This window comes from Paractinoplanes toevensis (assembly GCF_018332695.1).
Classification (GTDB): Bacteria; Actinomycetota; Actinomycetes; order Mycobacteriales; family Micromonosporaceae; genus Actinoplanes; species Actinoplanes toevensis.
In genome coordinates this window covers 220,775-236,376 of record NZ_BOQN01000049.1, presented here as the reverse complement: position 1 = coordinate 236,376, position 15,602 = coordinate 220,775, and the positions used below count along the sequence as shown (strand labels likewise).

14 protein-coding genes are annotated in these 15,602 nt (G+C 71.1%); 9 read left to right on the top strand and 5 right to left on the bottom strand.

Going from position 1 to position 15,602, the window contains the following annotated elements:
* Position 1: 1 nt before the first annotated feature.
* A complete protein-coding gene (locus Ato02nite_RS17865; protein ID WP_213007663.1) occupies positions 2-1,165 on the bottom strand; it encodes an NAD(+)/NADH kinase in 1,164 nt (387 codons plus the stop codon).
* A 198-nt stretch (positions 1,166-1,363) separates the two neighbouring features.
* On the opposite strand from Ato02nite_RS17865, the gene Ato02nite_RS17860 reads away from it, so the two are divergent.
* On the top strand, positions 1,364-2,872 hold the full coding sequence (locus tag Ato02nite_RS17860) for a S1 family peptidase (RefSeq protein ID WP_246607132.1): 1,509 nt from the start codon (positions 1,364-1,366) through the stop codon (positions 2,870-2,872).
* A 128-nt stretch (positions 2,873-3,000) separates the two neighbouring features.
* Positions 3,001-4,614, top strand: a complete 1,614-nt coding sequence (locus Ato02nite_RS17855) for a beta-1,3-glucanase family protein (RefSeq protein ID WP_213007662.1) — start codon at positions 3,001-3,003, stop codon at positions 4,612-4,614.
* Positions 4,615-4,671: 57 nt separating this feature from the next.
* Here the strand turns inward: Ato02nite_RS17855 and Ato02nite_RS17850 are convergent, their stop codons facing one another.
* Positions 4,672-5,295: an NAD(P)-dependent oxidoreductase gene (locus tag Ato02nite_RS17850; protein ID WP_213007661.1), complete on the bottom strand. Its 624-nt coding sequence runs from the start codon at positions 5,293-5,295 to the stop codon at positions 4,672-4,674.
* Complete coding sequence (locus Ato02nite_RS17845; RefSeq protein ID WP_213007660.1) at positions 5,292-6,065, bottom strand: inositol monophosphatase family protein; 774 nt, start codon at positions 6,063-6,065, stop codon at positions 5,292-5,294. The genes Ato02nite_RS17850 and Ato02nite_RS17845 overlap by 4 nt, the downstream gene beginning before the upstream one ends.
* Before the next feature lie 66 nt (positions 6,066-6,131).
* Between Ato02nite_RS17845 and Ato02nite_RS17840 the strand changes: the two genes are divergently transcribed.
* The 4 genes from Ato02nite_RS17840 to Ato02nite_RS17825 all read left to right on the top strand — a co-directional run bounded on the left by Ato02nite_RS17840 (position 6,132) and on the right by Ato02nite_RS17825 (position 10,448).
* Complete coding sequence (locus Ato02nite_RS17840; protein ID WP_213007659.1) at positions 6,132-7,034, top strand: LysR substrate-binding domain-containing protein; 903 nt, start codon at positions 6,132-6,134, stop codon at positions 7,032-7,034.
* Between the two features lie 23 nt (positions 7,035-7,057).
* Entirely contained in the window at positions 7,058-8,020 is a 963-nt protein-coding gene (locus Ato02nite_RS17835) for an isopenicillin N synthase family dioxygenase (protein WP_213007658.1), read from the top strand.
* Between the two features lie 63 nt (positions 8,021-8,083).
* A complete protein-coding gene (locus Ato02nite_RS17830; protein ID WP_213007657.1) occupies positions 8,084-9,112 on the top strand; it encodes a hypothetical protein in 1,029 nt (342 codons plus the stop codon).
* A gap of 61 nt (positions 9,113-9,173) precedes the next feature.
* Complete coding sequence (locus tag Ato02nite_RS17825; RefSeq protein WP_246607131.1) at positions 9,174-10,448, top strand: multidrug effflux MFS transporter; 1,275 nt, start codon at positions 9,174-9,176, stop codon at positions 10,446-10,448.
* 36 nt (positions 10,449-10,484) lie between these two features.
* On the opposite strand, the gene Ato02nite_RS17820 is transcribed toward Ato02nite_RS17825, so the two are convergent.
* Positions 10,485-10,985 carry a hypothetical protein gene (locus tag Ato02nite_RS17820; RefSeq protein WP_213007655.1) on the bottom strand — a complete coding sequence of 167 codons (501 nt, stop codon included), beginning with the start codon at positions 10,983-10,985 and terminating at the stop codon, positions 10,485-10,487.
* A 160-nt stretch (positions 10,986-11,145) separates the two neighbouring features.
* Between Ato02nite_RS17820 and Ato02nite_RS17815 the strand changes: the two genes are divergently transcribed.
* The 3 genes from Ato02nite_RS17815 (at position 11,146) to Ato02nite_RS17805 (ending at position 14,562) form a co-directional block, all read left to right on the top strand.
* Positions 11,146-11,955: a PrsW family intramembrane metalloprotease gene (locus Ato02nite_RS17815; RefSeq protein WP_213007654.1), complete on the top strand. Its 810-nt coding sequence runs from the start codon at positions 11,146-11,148 to the stop codon at positions 11,953-11,955.
* Positions 11,956-11,964: 9 nt separating this feature from the next.
* Entirely contained in the window at positions 11,965-12,882 is a 918-nt protein-coding gene (locus Ato02nite_RS17810) for a phosphotransferase family protein (RefSeq protein WP_213007653.1), read from the top strand.
* Between the two features lie 84 nt (positions 12,883-12,966).
* A complete protein-coding gene (locus Ato02nite_RS17805) occupies positions 12,967-14,562 on the top strand; it encodes a methyl-accepting chemotaxis protein (protein ID WP_246607130.1) in 1,596 nt (531 codons plus the stop codon).
* Here Ato02nite_RS17805 and Ato02nite_RS17800 read toward each other — a convergent pair whose 3' ends face one another.
* Positions 14,563-15,546, bottom strand: a complete 984-nt coding sequence (locus Ato02nite_RS17800) for a methyltransferase domain-containing protein (protein ID WP_213007652.1) — start codon at positions 15,544-15,546, stop codon at positions 14,563-14,565. It abuts the gene before it with no gap.
* Positions 15,547-15,602 lie beyond the last annotated feature (56 nt).

Genomic DNA, 15,602 nt, shown 5'->3' with positions numbered 1-15,602 from the left:
GTCAAACCCCATCTGATAGCAGGTCGGAGTACTCCGGGTGGCGGTCCAGGTAGCCGGTGACGAAGGGACAGGTGGCCACCACCGGGGTGGCACGGACGCGGGCGTCCTCCAGGGCGGCCGAGGCGAGGCGGGACGCCAGGCCTTGACCGGAGAACGTCTGTTCGATCTCGGTGTGCATCAGTTCGATCTTCTCGCCGTGGCGGCGGTAGTGCAGCACCCCGGCGACCTCACCGCCGAGCAGGATCTCGTAGCGCCGGCGCTCGAAGCTGTCGACCACGGTGGCGTCGGCGGCCGCGTCGGGCACGCCGACCTGGGCGCTGCCCTCGACCCGCAGCTTGCGGCGGGCCCGCTCGTAGAACGACGTGCCGCCGAGGCGGACGACCTGGGCGGCGGCCGGGACCGGATCGATCTCGAGCTTGGTGCCGGGCTCGGCGTAGCCCTCGATGATGCCGTCGACCTCGATGGCCAGCCGTCCGCTGGTGGGCAGCACGCCGAGCTCGAGGCGCTCGGACAGGGCCAGCATCAGCGAGCGGTTGAAGGACGAGTGCGCCGCCGAGGCGCTGACGATCAGGCCTTCGACGTTGGGCGAGACGATCGGGCCGCCGGCCGAGAACGAATATGCCGTCGAGCCGGTGGGCGTCGCCACGATCACGGCGTCGGCCGCGTAGTTAACGAAGTTTTTACCCTCGACCGCGATGCCGACCGCGGCGAGACCGTCGCCCGGCACCCGCACCATCGCGATGTCGTTGAAAGCGGACACCTCTCGCCCATCGGGCAGGGTGGTACGCACGGCCGTACGCGATTCGATGGTGAATTTGTGTTCATCGATGGCGGACAGCGCGCCCGGCAGGTCGGGCAGGTCGACCTCGGCGAGGAACCCGAGCCGGCCGACGTTGACCCCGAGCACGGGTGTCTTGCGCCCCTCGACCAGGCGCATGGTGCGCAGCATGGTGCCGTCGCCGCCCAGGCTGACCAGCAGTCCGGCCCGCTCGACCATCTCTTCCGAGCTGACCGCGACGGCCTCGCAGTCGATCCGGTTGATCTCGTCGTGCAGGCCGAGGACGGTGACCTCACGGCGGGTGGCCCACTCGACGATGGCGTCGATCGCCGAGCCGCAGTCGCGCCGCGGGTGCAATACCAGCCCGACGACCTTGATCATGCCCATGCCGCGTACCCCATCCTCCGGAAAGAACCAGCCTTGCACGACCCACCTATCGGCGGCGAGGGCAGGCGATCCAGCACACGTGCGTATGGAGGGGCAAGTTTCCGTAAGGTTTCTTGACAGCGTTGTCACAGATAGACAGAATTCGATCAAGAGAGCGCTCTCCTTCCTCACATTCCCCCTGCGTGGAAGGACTCCCCCATGGCCCGAAGAATGCTCGCGATCGCCGCTGCGGCGATCACGGTGGCCACTCTGACCCCCCAACCGGCGTCCGCCGCAGCGCCCCGATTCGATCTCGCGCCCGGCATGCTGGCCGCGATGCGCCGCGACCTGAAGCTCGACGACAACCAGATCGCGGCCCGCCTGCGCACCGAGGCGGCGGCACCGGTGGTGCAGAAACGGCTGGAAACCCGGCTCGGCTCCGCCTTCGCCGGTGCCTGGATCCCCGACGGCGCGTCGAAACTCACGGTCGCGGTCACTTCCGCGTCGGCCGAGGCTTCGGTACGGGCGGAAGGCGCGAACCCGGTTCTCGTCCGCCACGACGCCGCTGATCTTGCTGCCACCCGTACGAAATTGGACCGCAATGCCGGCCGCGCGGCGCAGGCGAACGTCCGGGGTTGGTATGTCGACGTGCCCGCCAACCGGGTCGTGGTCATGGCGAAGCCCGGCGCGGAGAGCGCCGCCCGGACGTTCGCCCAGGCGGCCGGCGCGACCGACGTCACGATCCTGCCGGAAGCCGAACAACCCCGGACGATGTACGACATCCGCGGCGGCGACCAGTACGTGATCAACGGGAACACGCTCTGCTCGATCGGGTTCGCGGTGGCCGGCGGTTTCGTCAGCGCCGGGCACTGCGGCGGCACCGGCAGCCCCACGCTCGGTTACAACAACGTCAGCCAGGGCACGTTCGCCGGCTCGTCGTTCCCCGGCAACGACTACTCGTGGATCCGCACCAACGGCAACTGGACGCCGCAACCGTGGGTGAACAACTACTCCGGCGGCAACGTGGTGGTGGCCGGCTCGGCCGACGCCGCGATCGGCAGCTCGATCTGCCGCTCCGGCCGCACCACCGGCTGGCGCTGCGGCACCCTGCTGGGCCGCAACGAGACGATCGTGTACGCCCAGGGCTCGGTCTCCGGGCTGTCCCGCAGCAACGCGTGCGCCGAACCGGGCGACTCCGGCGGGTCCTGGATCTCCGGCAACCAGGCCCAGGGCGTGACGTCCGGCGGCTCGGGCAACTGCTCGTCCGGCGGCACCATGTGGTTCCAGCCGGTGAACGAGATCCTCGGCGCCTACGGTCTGTCACTGACCACCAGCGGCGGTGGCAGCACCAACTCGCTGATCAGCGACTGGAACGGGCGCTGCATCGACGTGCCCAACGGCAACTTCTCCGACGGCGTAGCGCTGCAGATGTGGGGTTGCAACTCCAGCGGCGCGCAGAAGTGGACGTTCGTGAACGGGACGCTGCAGACCTCGAACGGCAAGTGCATGGACGTGGCGTGGGGTTCGACGGCCAACGGCGCGGTCATCCAGATCGTCGGCTGCAGCGGCAACGCGGCCCAGCAGTTCGTCCTGTCGGCCGCCGGTGATCTGGTGAATCCGCAGGCCAACAAGTGCATCGACATCAAGGACTGGAACGGCAACGACGGCGCCGGGCTGCAGCTGTGGGACTGCGGGGGCACCGCCAACCAGAAGTGGCACCGCGGGTAATCCGGCCCCGACAAACGGGCAGAAGCACCTTAAAGGAACCGTAAAAGATCCGTTCACATGCGGCGCATCGGCGGGCGGCTTTCCAAGATTGGCCGGTCCCCAAGCCGATCCATTGGAGTAGCCCGACGATGCGCCGCAAACGAACTCTCATCCTCACCACAGTCCTCGCGGTGGCGGCCGCGGGGACCACCTGGATCGCTCTGCCGGCCTCGGCAGCGGCACCGACCGCATCTCTCCGCACGGTGTCCGACTGGGGCAATGGCTGGCAGGACGAGGTGACCGTCAGCAACACCGGGGCGGCGGGCATGACGGCCTGGAAGGTGGAGTTCGATCTGCCGTCGGGGGCAAAGATCGGCAGCTTCTGGGACGCACAGATGACGGTCTCCGGACAGCACGTCACCTTTGCGAACCAGGGGTGGAACGGGACGCTGGCCGTCGGGGCGAAGGCGACCTTCGGGTTCGTCGGCTCCGGCGGCCGGCCCACCAACTGCAAGATCAACGGCCTGCCCTGCAACGGGGTCGTCTCGCCGACCACCGCGGTGCCGACCACGACGGCTGCCACTACGACGCCGACAGTGAAACCCACGACGGTCGCGCCCACCACCGTCGCGCCTACCACGTCGACTCCCAAAGCCGACGTTCCGCCCGCCTCGAACCTGCTGCCGGTCACCGTGACCAACAAGACCGGGCGCAGCGAGAACGTCTTCCTCTACCTGCTCGGCGTCAACCTGGCGACCGGCAAGCTCGGGTACGTCAACGCGGCCGGCACCTTCACCGCCTGGACCGGCGGCGCCGCCACCCCCGTTCCGGCCCCGGACGTGTCCATCCCCGGACCGGCCAACGGCGGCAGCACCACGATCAAGATGCCGAAGGGTCTCTCCGGCCGGTTGTACATGTCGTTCGGCCAGAAGCTCGACTTCCGCATCACCACCGACGGCCTGGTGCAGCCCGCGCCGTGGGCGGGTGGCGACCCCAACCACGACATCCTGTTCGACTGGAGCGAGTTCACCCTCGACGCCGGCGGCCTGTTCCTGAACAGCTCGCAGGTCGACATGTTCGCCGTGCCGCACATCGTCAGCATCACCAACGGCGCCGGCACCGAGCTCTCCACCGGCCGGCTGAAGTCCGGCGGCCGGCAGAACGTCATCAACACCATCAAGGCCAACGCCGACTTCGCGAAGAGCGTGATCACCCGGGCCGACGGCACGGTCCTGCGGGTCCTGGCCCCCGGCAAGGCGGCCGACGCCGGCCTGATGAGCCCGACCTACCTGGACTCGTACATCAACACCGCGTGGAACGCCTACACCGGCAAGAACTTGACCGTGGTGCCGTTCGGCGACCAGCCCAACAACAAGTTCCTCGGCCGGACCAGCGGCAACGTCATGAACTTCACCGACACCACCGGCAAGACGGTCGCGTCGTTCACCAAGCCGTCCACCTCCAACGTGTGGGGCTGCGACGGCGCCCTCGGCGCCCCGAACGACCAGGTGGTCGGCCCGATCGCCCGCACCCTGTGCGCGGCGCTCACCCGGGGCACGCTCGGCACCCTCGACACCCAGCCGAGCGGCACCGCGGCCGACTTCTACAAGAACAACCCGGCCGACGTGTACGCCAAGGCAGTCCACGAGAACATGGTCGACGGAAAGGCCTACGCGTTCGCCTTCGACGACGTCCAGAACCAGGAATCCCTGGTCCACGACGGCGACCCGCGCCTGGCCACCATCACGATGACCCCGTTCTGATCCTCTTCACCCCCGGTGCCCCGGGCCGGCGTCCCCGCCGCCCGGGGCACCGCCATGTCAGCGCTCCAGCGGCACGGCGACGCCACCCGGATGGGCGGGGGTCTCCGCCTCGTCCAGCATGGCGGCGGCCACCGTCGCGCGGCTCACCCGGGACGGGAAGAGCCGCGCCGGGACCTCGGCCAGGCCGACGGTGCGGCGGGCCGGGCCGAGCGGGCCGTTCGAGAGCGGGCCGGCGTGGAAGACCGTGCCGCCCGCCGCCAGCACGATCGCGTCCGCGGTGACCTTGTCGGCGAGCTGATCGCCGAGCATCTTGAGCAGGGTGCGGGTCAATGGGCCGGCGGCCCGGGCGGACGGGCCGGTGCCGAACGCGCCGAGCCAGATGACACGGTCCGGCCCGGCGTCGGCCACGGCCCGGGCGCCCGCGGTGAGCACGCCCGGCCGGTCACCGCCGGCGATGCCGAGACCGGAGAGCACGATCCCGCGCCCGGCCAGCGCGCCGGCGATCCCGTCCGGGTCCCGCACGTCGGCGGCCACCCGGGTGAGACGCGCCGAGTCCGGGAGGGCGATCCGGCCGGGATCACGGGCGATCGCCACGACCCGGTGCCCGCGCTCCAGCGCCTGCCGGGTCAGTTCGAGCCCGGTCGCCCCGGACGCGGCCAGCACGGTCAGTTCCAGGCTCATCGCAGCGGGCGGAGCACGTCGAGGGCGGCGGCGTGCACGCCGGGGGCGGACGCCAGGTAGCCGTCGCTGGTCAGCTGCCACGGTTTGCCGTCGAGGTCGGTGACCGTGCCGCCGGCCTCCTGGACGAGCAGCACCGGCGCGATGTGCGAGCGCAGGTTGTCGAACTGCCAGTGCAGCTCCATCCGGCCGGCCGCGACCTGTGCGAGCTGATGGCCGACCGGCACCGAGGCCCGGACGTACAGGGCGTGCCGCATCATCGCCGCGATCGCCGTGCCCGCCCGCTCGGCGCCGGCCGCGTCGCGGGTCGGCCTGGCCTGCCCGGTTCCGGTCAGCGCCAGGCTCAGGTCGGTCTTCGCCGAGACCCGCAGGGGTACGTCGTCGAGGAACGCCCCGCCGCCCGCCGTCGCGGTGAACGTCTCGCCGGCCACCGGCGCGTGCAGGACGGCCAGCACCGGGCGGCCGGCCCGGACCAGGCTCACCCCGACGTTCCAGTCGGGCATGCCCTGCACCGCGTTCATGTTGCCGCCGACCGGGTCGACGACCCACCAGTCGCCGTCCGGCATCGGGCCGGAGCCGTGCTCGTCCGACGTCCACCGGGCGCCGGGCAGGGCGCCGAGTAGGGCGGGCCGGAGGACCTCGGTGACGGCCTCGTCGTTGGCCCGCAGGGCGGCGAACAGCTCGGCCGAGGTCGTCGGCGTGCGCTCGGGACGGGTGACACGGGACGCGGCCGCACGGACCGCCGCGGTTGCTTCCACCAGGAGTTTTTGCATGCCTCGACTCTCGGTCCGCGATTCGGTTAAGTCCAGTGCAACCTTTCGAAGCTACGATTTACCGCCATGCAACTGGATCTGAATCTGCTCACCGTGCTGGACGCACTGCTGGAGGAGGGCAGCGTCGCCGGGGCGGCGCAGCGGCTGCGGCTGTCCTCCCCCGCGGTCAGCCGCAACCTCGGCCGCCTCCGCCGGCTGACCGGCGACGACATCCTGGTGCGCACCGGGCGGACGATGACCCCGACGCCGTACGCGCTGGCCGTCCGCGAACAGGTCGGCGAGCTCTTGCGGCAGACCCGGGAGGTGCTGGCGCCCAGCCGGGAGCTCGACCTGGCCGGGCTCGACCGGGTCTTCACCCTGCAATGCCACGACGCCCTGGCCACCGCGCTCGCACCGCCGCTGCTGGCCGGGGTGGCCGGGTCGGCGCCGGGCGTGCGGCTACGGTTCCTGCCCGAGGCCGCGGTCGACACCGACGAACTGCGGCACGGCCGGGTCGACCTGGAGATCGGTGCCGACGTGCCGGCGCTGCCCGAGATCCGGCACGAGACCGCCGGCCACGACCGCTTCGTCGTGGTCCTGCGCCGCGATCATCCGTACGCGGACCGCCTCGATCTGCCGGCCTACGCCGCCCAGCCGCACGTCCTGATCTCCCGCCGCGGCCGGCTCACCGACCCGGTCGACCACCTGCTCGAGTCGCACGGCCTGCGGCGCCGGGTCCTGGCCGCCGTCGGCACCACCGCCACCGCCGCCCACCTGATCGCCCGCGGCCTGGCCGTGGCGACCGTCCCGGAACTGACCTGGCGCCCCCTGATCGAGGCGTTCGACCTGGTCACCGCGCCGCTGCCGATCCCGCTGCCGAGCCCACCGATCAACTGCGCCTGGCACCAGCGCTATGACACCGATCCGGCCCACGTCTGGCTCCGCGACCAGGTCCGGGCCGCCGTCACCGAGGTGGTACGGCAGTCGTAACAGTGGCCACGTACGGTCGGGGCGTGAGTACGCCGGACATTCCGCTCTTCGACATCTCCGCGTGGCGGGCCGCCGACCTCGACGAGCGGGTCGCGCTCGCCGCCCGGCTCGACCGGGCCATGCAGGACTCCGGGTTCTTCCTGGTCAGCGGGCACGGCATCGACGAATCTCGCACGGAGCGGATCCGGGCGGCGTCCCGCGCGTTCTTCGCGCTGCCCGACACCGTCAAGGACGCGTACGGGACGGGCGTCGGCGGGCGCGGGTGGATCGCCCGTGGCCGGGAGGCAAACGCGTACTACGGGGAGGTCGGCGACGCGGCGACGGCCGACCTCAAGGAGACCTTCACGCTCGGGCGCGAGGACGCGGACGGCGACCCGGCCTGGTTCATGGCGAATGTCTGGCCGGCCGAGGTGCCCTCGCTGCGCGACCCGGTCACCGCATACGCCGAGCAGGTCCAGGACCTCTACCGAGAGCTGCTGGAGGTGCTGGCCACCGCGCTCGGGCTGGAACCGGGCTACTTCGTCGAGCGGACCAGGAACGCGCCGCACACGTTCAACATCAACCGCTATCCGGCGCTGTCGGTCACCGGCGCGCCGGTCGAGGGGCAGTTCCGGGTCGGGCCGCACACCGACTGGGGGATCCTCACCATCCTCGACCGGCAGCCGGGCTACGGCGGGCTCCAGGTGCAGACCCTCGACGGCGAGTGGGCGGACGCGCCGTACGTTCCGGGCGCCCTCACGGTCAACATCGCCGACCTGCTCGCTCGGTGGACCGGCGACCGGTGGCGATCCACCCGGCACCGGGTGCTGCCGCCGTCCGGCGCCGACCCGGACGAGGAGTTGATCAGCCTCATCGTCTTCTGCGAATCGGACATGGACCGGGTGGTCACGCCGCTCGCGCCGCCGATCGGCGGCGGCACCGACTATCCGCCGGTGCTGGCCGGCGACTACTACCGGGAGCGGGAGGCCGCGGCCTCGGTCGGCTGACGCCCGCAAATAGTCGGTGTTCGATACAGTCGCGGTCCAGCTTTTCGAACGGGGACCGCAGTCATGGAAGAACAGGGCCCACCGGCGCCCGACCAGCCGCCCGCCGACGGCACGCAGCCGCCGCCCACCACCGATGCTCTTGCGCCACCGCCGGCCCAACCGGGCCCGCAGTGGCACCGGCCGCCGGTCGGCCAGCCCCAGTGGCAACAACCGCAGTGGCAACAACCGCAGTGGCAGCAGCCCGTCCCCTGGCAGCCACCGCCCGCCTGGCAGCCGCCGCCGCCCGGCTGGCAGCCGCCGCCCGGATATCCGCCGGCGAACTGGGAGCCGCAGGTCACCGGCGATCAGCTGCCGCCGTTCACCGCGCCGGCCGCCAAGCTGAAGCCGTGGGCGATCGTGCTGATCATCGTGCTCGGGGTGCTGCTGGCCACCGCCGGCTACGTGTTCTACATCTACCGGGTGGTCGACTCGACCACGAAGCAGGTGGCGGCGCTCGACGACGACCGGTGGACCGCACCGCGCACCTGGCCGACCGAGGCGCCGCCCACTCCGCAGGAGAGCACGCCGGTCGAGACCGGGCCCCGGGCCAGCACCTACCCGGTGCGCGAGGCCGAGGACCTGGGCCGGGTGTGCGACGGGTGGTATTACCCGCAGTCGCCGAAGTTCACCGGCAAGGCGCCGCACCAGATCTCGGTCGGGGTCATCGACAGCACCGCCCTGCCCAGCCGCCGGATGATGTCGTCGGTCAGCGTGCCCGACCTGAAGGAGTCGATCTGGCGGGCCTGGATCCCGTCCGACCCGGCCAAGACCCAGCTGGTCGGCTGCGTCGACCTGGTCAGCACCGGCGGCACGGTCAAGAGCTGCAAGTTCGACGACCCCGAGCCGGAGAAGATCGCCATGAAGAAGGCGGTCTACCGGGTGCGGCTGTTCGAGGCGGCCACCGGCAGACAGCTGCTCGACAAGGCGAAGGTGAACGGCGAGGACGAGGACTGCCCGAGCCTGGTCTACCTGATGGACGGCGAGTCGATGCTGAGCAAGGTGGGCGACCGGCAGCTGTACGAGTTCTACCGCCCGTACGTCATGAAGAAGTAAAGCCCTTGTGAGGAGGATGACGGGCGGAATCTTGTGCGGCGGAAACTACTTGTCACCAGTCGTGGCAAAGACCGAGACCCTCACCAGCCCGCCCGCCATCGACCTCTCTCCGGGGGAACTGATTCCCACCGGCCGTCGCTTCCGGATCGTGCTCGTTCTCGGCTTCCTCACCGCGCTCGGGCCGCTGACCATCGACATGTACCTTCCGTCGCTTCCGACGATCACCACCGACCTGTCCGCCAGCGCCGCGTCCGTGCAGCTCACCCTGACCGGCACGCTGGTCGGCCTGGCGTTCGGGCAACTGATCGTGGGGCCCCTGTCCGACGCGCTCGGGCGGCGGCTGCCACTGCTGGCCGGCATCGCCGTACACATCCTGGCCTCGATCTTGTGTGTGATCGCCCCGAACCTGGCCGTCCTCGGCACGCTGCGGGTCCTGCAGGGCCTGGGGGCCGCGGCCGCGGCCGTCATCGCGATGGCGATCGTCCGTGACCTGTTCAACGGACTGGCCGCGGCCCGCCTCTTCTCCCGCCTGATGCTGGTCGTCGGGGTGGCGCCGATCCTGGCGCCGACCATCGGTGGCCTGGTGCTGGAGTGGACGTCGTGGCGCGGGGTGTTCGTCGTGCTGACCGTGGCCGGCGTGGCCATCATGGCGGCGACCGCCCTGGTGCTGCCGGAGACGCTGCCGCCGGCCGCGCGCCGCAGCGGGCAGGTGCTGCGCGACTACGGCCGGCTGTTCACCGACCGGGTCTACGTCGGGCTGATCCTGGTGGCCGGCTTCGCGTTCTCGGCGCTGTTCGCCTACGTGAGCGGCTCGTCGTTCGTGTTCCAGGAGGAGTACGGCCTGAGCGAGCAGCAGTTCGCGTACGTCTTCGCGGGCGGCGCGATCGGCCTGATCGGGGCCACCCAGTTCAACGTGCGGCTGCTGCGCCGCTGGTCGCCGCAGCAGATCCTGGGCGGCTCGCTGCTGGCCGGCGTCGTCGGCGGCCTGGTGCTGCTGGTTCTCTCGATCGCCGACATCGGCGGCCTGGTCGGCCTGCTGGTGCCGCTGTGGTTCGTGCTGGCGATGGTCGGCCTGGCCATGCCGAACGCCCCGGCGATCGCCCTGTCCCGGCACGGCGAAGCGGCCGGCACCGCGGCGGCCCTGCTGGGCGCGGTGCAGTTCGGGGTGGGCGCGCTGGCCGCGCCGCTGGTCGGCGTGTTCGGCGGGGGCGCGGTGTCGATGGCGATCGTGGTGTTCGGCGGGATGGCCGCGGCCACGATCACGCTGTACGCCGTGGTGCGCCCGCGGCAGCTCCCGGTCGAGCAGTTCGACACCCCGATCGTCGTAGCGCACTGACGGGTGCCCGGCGCGAGCCGGGCACCCGTCGACGGATCAGAAGTTCGTCGTGACCCCGGCCGCCTTGCAGGCCGCGTTGAGGTCCTTGCCGGCCTTCGCCGCTTCGGCCGAGTCGGCCGCCTCGACCGGGTGCTTGGCGGCGGCCGCCTCGAGGGCCGCGTCGGCGTTGGCCTTGACGGCCGTGGCTACCGCGCCGTCGGCGCCCTCGGCCGCCTTGGTCAGGCTCTTCGCGAAGTCGGTCAGCATGAGCTTGGCGTCCGCGGCGGGGATCTCGTCGACGGTCTGAGCGAAGACGAGGACCGCTTTCTTGAACGACTCGGACGCCTTGTTCGCCTGCTCGCAGATTTCCTTGTCGGTGCTCCCGGCGGCGGCCGGAGCAGCAGTGGTCTCGGCGGCGGCCGGAGCAGCAGTGGTCTCGGCGGCGGCGGCCGCCGTGGTGGCGGCCGGTGCCGCCGTCTCGGTTGCCGTACCGCACGCGGTCAGGCCCATCATGGAAACGCCGATCAGGACGGCGGTAGCAACCCGGATAACGATCATGCGCCGAGACGCTAGGCGGCTGCCTAGACCAAGATCAATTCAGCGTTCGTCCCGGACGGTCTGAACTTCCGGCGGATACCGACGGTTCATGTTCCGTGCAGCCGCGCTGTCGTTGCAATCACGGATTGACTGAAAGGCCGCTGGGAAAAAGACTCTGACCATGCGCGATCGAACTCGCCGGTGGGCGTGGCTCGGTGTCCTGGTCACCGGGCTGATTCTCTACATCGTCGTTCTGCGAACCCTGGTCCACACGCAGAACCCCAACTTCGTCCCGTCGCTGATCCTGCTCGGCGCGACGGTCGTGCCGCTGTCGTTCCTCACCTTCGCCCAGGCCCGCACCGGCCGCTGGCAGGTGCCGGCGTCCACCCTGGTCATCGCCGGTTTCTTCGGTGGCGTGATCGGCATCGTGGTGGCCGGCACCCTCGAGTACAACTCGCTGCGCGGCCTCGGCGTGCTGCCGATGGTGCTGGTCGCCGTCATCGAGGAGTCGGCCAAGCTGATCGTTCCGGTGGTCCTGCTCTTCTGGATCCTGTCCCGGCACGGCCGCCGGCTGCCGTCGGACGGCCTCGTCATCGGGGTGGCTTCCGGCATGGGATTCGCCGCGCTCGAGACCATGGGGTACGCGTTCACGGCGCTGCTCTCCTCGGACGGCAACATCGGCGCCGTCGAGGAGACACTGTTCATCCGTGGCCTCACCTCGCCGGCCGGGCACACCGCCTGGACCGGCCTGACCGCGGGGGCGCTCTGGGCGCTGATCTCGAGCCCGAGCGGCAAACGGGTCGTGCAGTTCCTGCTCACCTTCGTCGGCGCGGTGGCGCTGCACACCTGCTGGGACACGTTCACCAACCTGTGGGCGTACATCATTCTCGGCGCGATCAGCATCGGGTGGCTGTTCATCGAGCTGGCCCGCTACCGCACTTTCAGCGAACACACCCTCGGCGGGCGGTTCGGGCAGGCGGTCACCGTCTAGATTCACGGGATGCGCAGCCCCACCCAGCTCGATCTGTCCGAACAGGACATCGCCGCGATCGTCGCCGAGGGCCTCGGCACCGGGATCACCGGTGCCGAGGAGCTCAGCGGTGGCACCTTCGCCGCCGTCTGGAAGGCCGGCCTCGACGACGGCCGCCAGGTGGTGGTCAAGGTGGGCCCGCCGGAGTCGGCCCGCATGCTCCGGTACGAAGCGGGGATGATCCCGGCCGAGGCGGAGTACTTCTCGATGGTCGCGGCCCACGTCCCGGACGTTCCGGTGCCGGCCGTGCTGGCGGCCACCCCCGGCTGGATCATCACGTCGCTGCTCCCGGGCACGCCGCTGACCGGCCATGACTCCGCCCGGGCTCGTGCCGAGTGCGGTGCCGCGGTGCGCCGGGTGCACACCATCACCGGGGATCACTTCGGTTACACCGGCGACCGCGCGTCCGGCGCCGACTGGCCCACGGCGTTCCAGGCGATCATCGACGACCTGCGGGCCGACGCCGCCGACTGGAACGTTCCGCTGCCTCCGCTGGACGGCGTCGTCGCCCGCCACCGCGACGTGCTGGCCGCGGTGACCCGCCCGGCGCTGCTGCACTTCGACCTGTGGGACGGCAACGTGCTTGTCGGCCCGGACGGCGCGCTGACCGGCCTGGTCGACGGCGAGCGCTACCTCTACGGCGACCCGCTGCTCGACCTCGTGTCGCCGGCCATCCGGCACCGGATCGAGGAGATGCCGGATCACCCGTTCCTGGCCGGTTACCGCCCGGCGCCGTTCGACGAGTCGGCCCGCGTCCGGCTGACCCTCTACCGCATCCACCTCTACACCCTGATGATCGCCGAGGGCCCGAGCCGGGGCATCCAGCTCACCGACGGCCGCCACGACCACCTGACCGGCCTGCTCGAACGGGAATTGGCTGACCTTTAGCGCCCTTCAGGAAACCTCAGGGTGCCCCCGGCGGGACCGATCTGTTCGGGCAATCAGCCTCGCCGACAGCAAGGGGTTCCTCCCGTGACAGGTTCCGACGACAAGGGCGGCCGTCGCTCCTTCGCCGATCTACGGGTCAGCACCAAGATCCTGGCGAGTGTAGGTGTGGCCGCCACCGCCGCCGTGGCCATCGGGATCACCGGGATCGTGCAGCTCAACGTTCTCAGCGAGAAGAGCCGCCTGCTCTACGAGGACGACGTGCGGCCACTGACCAACCTGTCGGAGATCCAGCGCAGCTTCAACGGTCTCCGTGCGCGCTACCTCGAATACGGCGGCGCAACCGCGACGGTCCGCAAGAGCCTGGACACGGAGATCGCCGCGAAGAAGGCGGCTCTCACCGAGGAGATCGCCGCCTACCAGCCGACCGACGTCGCGTCCTTCGAGAAGTTCACCACCAACTACGCCGCCATCGTGCAGGGCGCCGAGCAGAAGCTGCTCCCCCTGGCGACGACGAGCGTCACCGGCTTCTACGCCGAGTACCGCACCGACATCAAGCCGATCGTCGACGACGCGGCCGACGCCATCGAGGCCGAGAACGCCGCCGTGCTGGCCGAGGCGAAGTCCCGCGCCGAAGCCAGCCAGTCGGCCGCCTCGACGGCCCGCACCATGGTCCTCGCCGTGCTCATCGCCGGTCTGCTGGTGGCCCTCGGCCTCGGCATCTACGTGGCCCGGCTGATCGTGCGCCCGCTGGATCGGGTCAAGCGGTCCCTCGGTGCCCTCGCCGACGGCGACCTGACCGTCGAGGCGGACGTCCGCCAGCGCGACGAGGTCGGCCAGATGGCCCGGCTGCTCAATCGCGCCCTCGCCGAGACCCGGCAGGTCATCGCGTCGGTGGGCGCGGCGTCGCAGAGCCTGGCCGCGGCGGCCGAGGAGACCTCGACGATCGCGAACCAGATCAGCAAGAACGCGGAGGACGCCTCGGCCCAGGCGCAGGTGGTGTCGACCGCCTCCGAGGAGGTGTCGCGCAGCGTGACCACCGTGTCGGCCGGCTCGGAGGAGATGGGCGCCGCCATCGCCGAGATCACCCAGAGCGCGACCGCGGCCGCCCAGGTGGCCGGCGAGGCCGTCACCGTCGCCGAGTCGACGAACCGGACCATCGCCACCCTCGGCGAGTCGAGCCGGGAGATCGGCGACGTGATCAAGGTGATCACCGCCATCGCCGCGCAGACCAACCTGCTCGCGCTGAACGCCACCATCGAGGCCGCCCGCGCCGGTGAGATGGGCAAGGGTTTCGCCGTCGTCGCCAGCGAGGTCAAGGACCTGGCTCAGGAGACGGCCCGGGCCACCGAGGACATCTCCCGGCGGGTCGAGGCGATCCAGTCGGACAGCGGCCACGCGGTGACCGCCATCCAGCAGATCGCCGAGGTGATCGGCCGGATCAACGACTACACCACCACGATCGCCTCGGCCGTCGAGGAGCAGAGCGCCACCACCGCCGAGATGAACCGCAACGTCGCGGAGGCCGCCGGCGCCACCATCCAGATCAACTCCGGCATCGAGACCGTGGCCTCGAACGCCCGGGTCACCGCCGAGTCGGTGGTCGACGCCCAGCGGTCCGCCGCCGAGCTCTCCCGGATGTCGCAGGAACTGCACGTCACGGTGTCCCGCTTCACCTACTGATCACAGCAGGCGCTCGGCCAGGACCAGGAAGTAGTCCTCCGGGTCGTCATAACGAGACAGCCGCCAACCGGCCTTCGCCATCAGTGGCTCCAGGTTCTCCCGGTTCAGCGGTTCGTCGGGACGCAGGGTCCGGCCGTGTCGCGCAGCCAGCGCGGCACGGCCGGACGGGTGAAAGATCATCAGCTTGCCGCCGGGGCGGGTCACCCGGGCCAGCTCGGCCAGCCCGGCCCCCGGGTCGGGCAGGTGCTGCACCAGGCCGGCCGCGAAGACCAGGCCGGCCACCGCGTCCGGGAACGGCAGCCGGCGCGCGTCACCGATCACCAGATCGGCGCGATCGCCCCGGCCGGCGTCGCGGACCGCCTGCAGCATCGCGGGGGTCACGTCGAGGCCGATCACCCGGCCCGCCGGCCCGACCGCGGCGGCCAGGGCCGGCAACGCCCGGCCGGTGCCGCAACCCACGTCGATGGCCAGGTCACCGGGGCGGGGTGCGGCCGTTTCGACCGCCATGGCGTACGCCGGGAGATCGTCGCCGAATTTGGCGTCCCAGCCGGCTGCCCGGGCGCCGAAGAACGCCCGGCTCTCGGTGAGATACCACCTCTCCGGGTCGGCCAGCCGCGGATGCACGTGCCGGATGACCGGCCATTGCGGATCGTGGTGGTCGATCACCACCTGGGCGCGCCGCTCCCCCTCGCCGCTGCCCAGTGGCCGGCCGCGCGGGCCGCTGCGCAGATAGACGATGACCCGGTCGGCGGCCGGCTCCAGCACGTTGAGCGCCGAGTCGAAACGACCGCCGGCCGGTCCGCTGAGCCCGAGGACGGCGTCGACCGTCCAGGCGCGGGCCGAGGGCGGGAAGGCTTCGGCGAGCCGGGCGGCGAAGCTCGCGGCGGCGCCGTGATCGCCGCCGTCGACGATGACGGTGAGCGGCGCCCGCGGCGCGAGCACCTCGGCGAGGAAAGCGGTGACCTCATGGATCCGTTGCGGCACGCCGTCCAGCATGCCGTCGGGGGTGTGACCCGTGCAACGGTTCCGCAGCTGCGGCC

Coding starts and splice junctions, on each gene's coding strand:
- Ato02nite_RS17865 (WP_213007663.1), bottom strand. CDS start 1,165: ATGGGCATGATCAAGGTCGTCGGGCTGGTATTGCACCCGCGGCGCGAC.
- Ato02nite_RS17860 (WP_246607132.1), top strand. CDS start 1,364: ATGGCCCGAAGAATGCTCGCGATCGCCGCTGCGGCGATCACGGTGGCC.
- Ato02nite_RS17855 (WP_213007662.1), top strand. CDS start 3,001: ATGCGCCGCAAACGAACTCTCATCCTCACCACAGTCCTCGCGGTGGCG.
- Ato02nite_RS17850 (WP_213007661.1), bottom strand. CDS start 5,295: ATGAGCCTGGAACTGACCGTGCTGGCCGCGTCCGGGGCGACCGGGCTC.
- Ato02nite_RS17845 (WP_213007660.1), bottom strand. CDS start 6,065: ATGCAAAAACTCCTGGTGGAAGCAACCGCGGCGGTCCGTGCGGCCGCG.
- Ato02nite_RS17840 (WP_213007659.1), top strand. CDS start 6,132: ATGCAACTGGATCTGAATCTGCTCACCGTGCTGGACGCACTGCTGGAG.
- Ato02nite_RS17830 (WP_213007657.1), top strand. CDS start 8,084: ATGGAAGAACAGGGCCCACCGGCGCCCGACCAGCCGCCCGCCGACGGC.
- Ato02nite_RS17820 (WP_213007655.1), bottom strand. CDS start 10,985: ATGATCGTTATCCGGGTTGCTACCGCCGTCCTGATCGGCGTTTCCATG.
- Ato02nite_RS17815 (WP_213007654.1), top strand. CDS start 11,146: ATGCGCGATCGAACTCGCCGGTGGGCGTGGCTCGGTGTCCTGGTCACC.
- Ato02nite_RS17810 (WP_213007653.1), top strand. CDS start 11,965: ATGCGCAGCCCCACCCAGCTCGATCTGTCCGAACAGGACATCGCCGCG.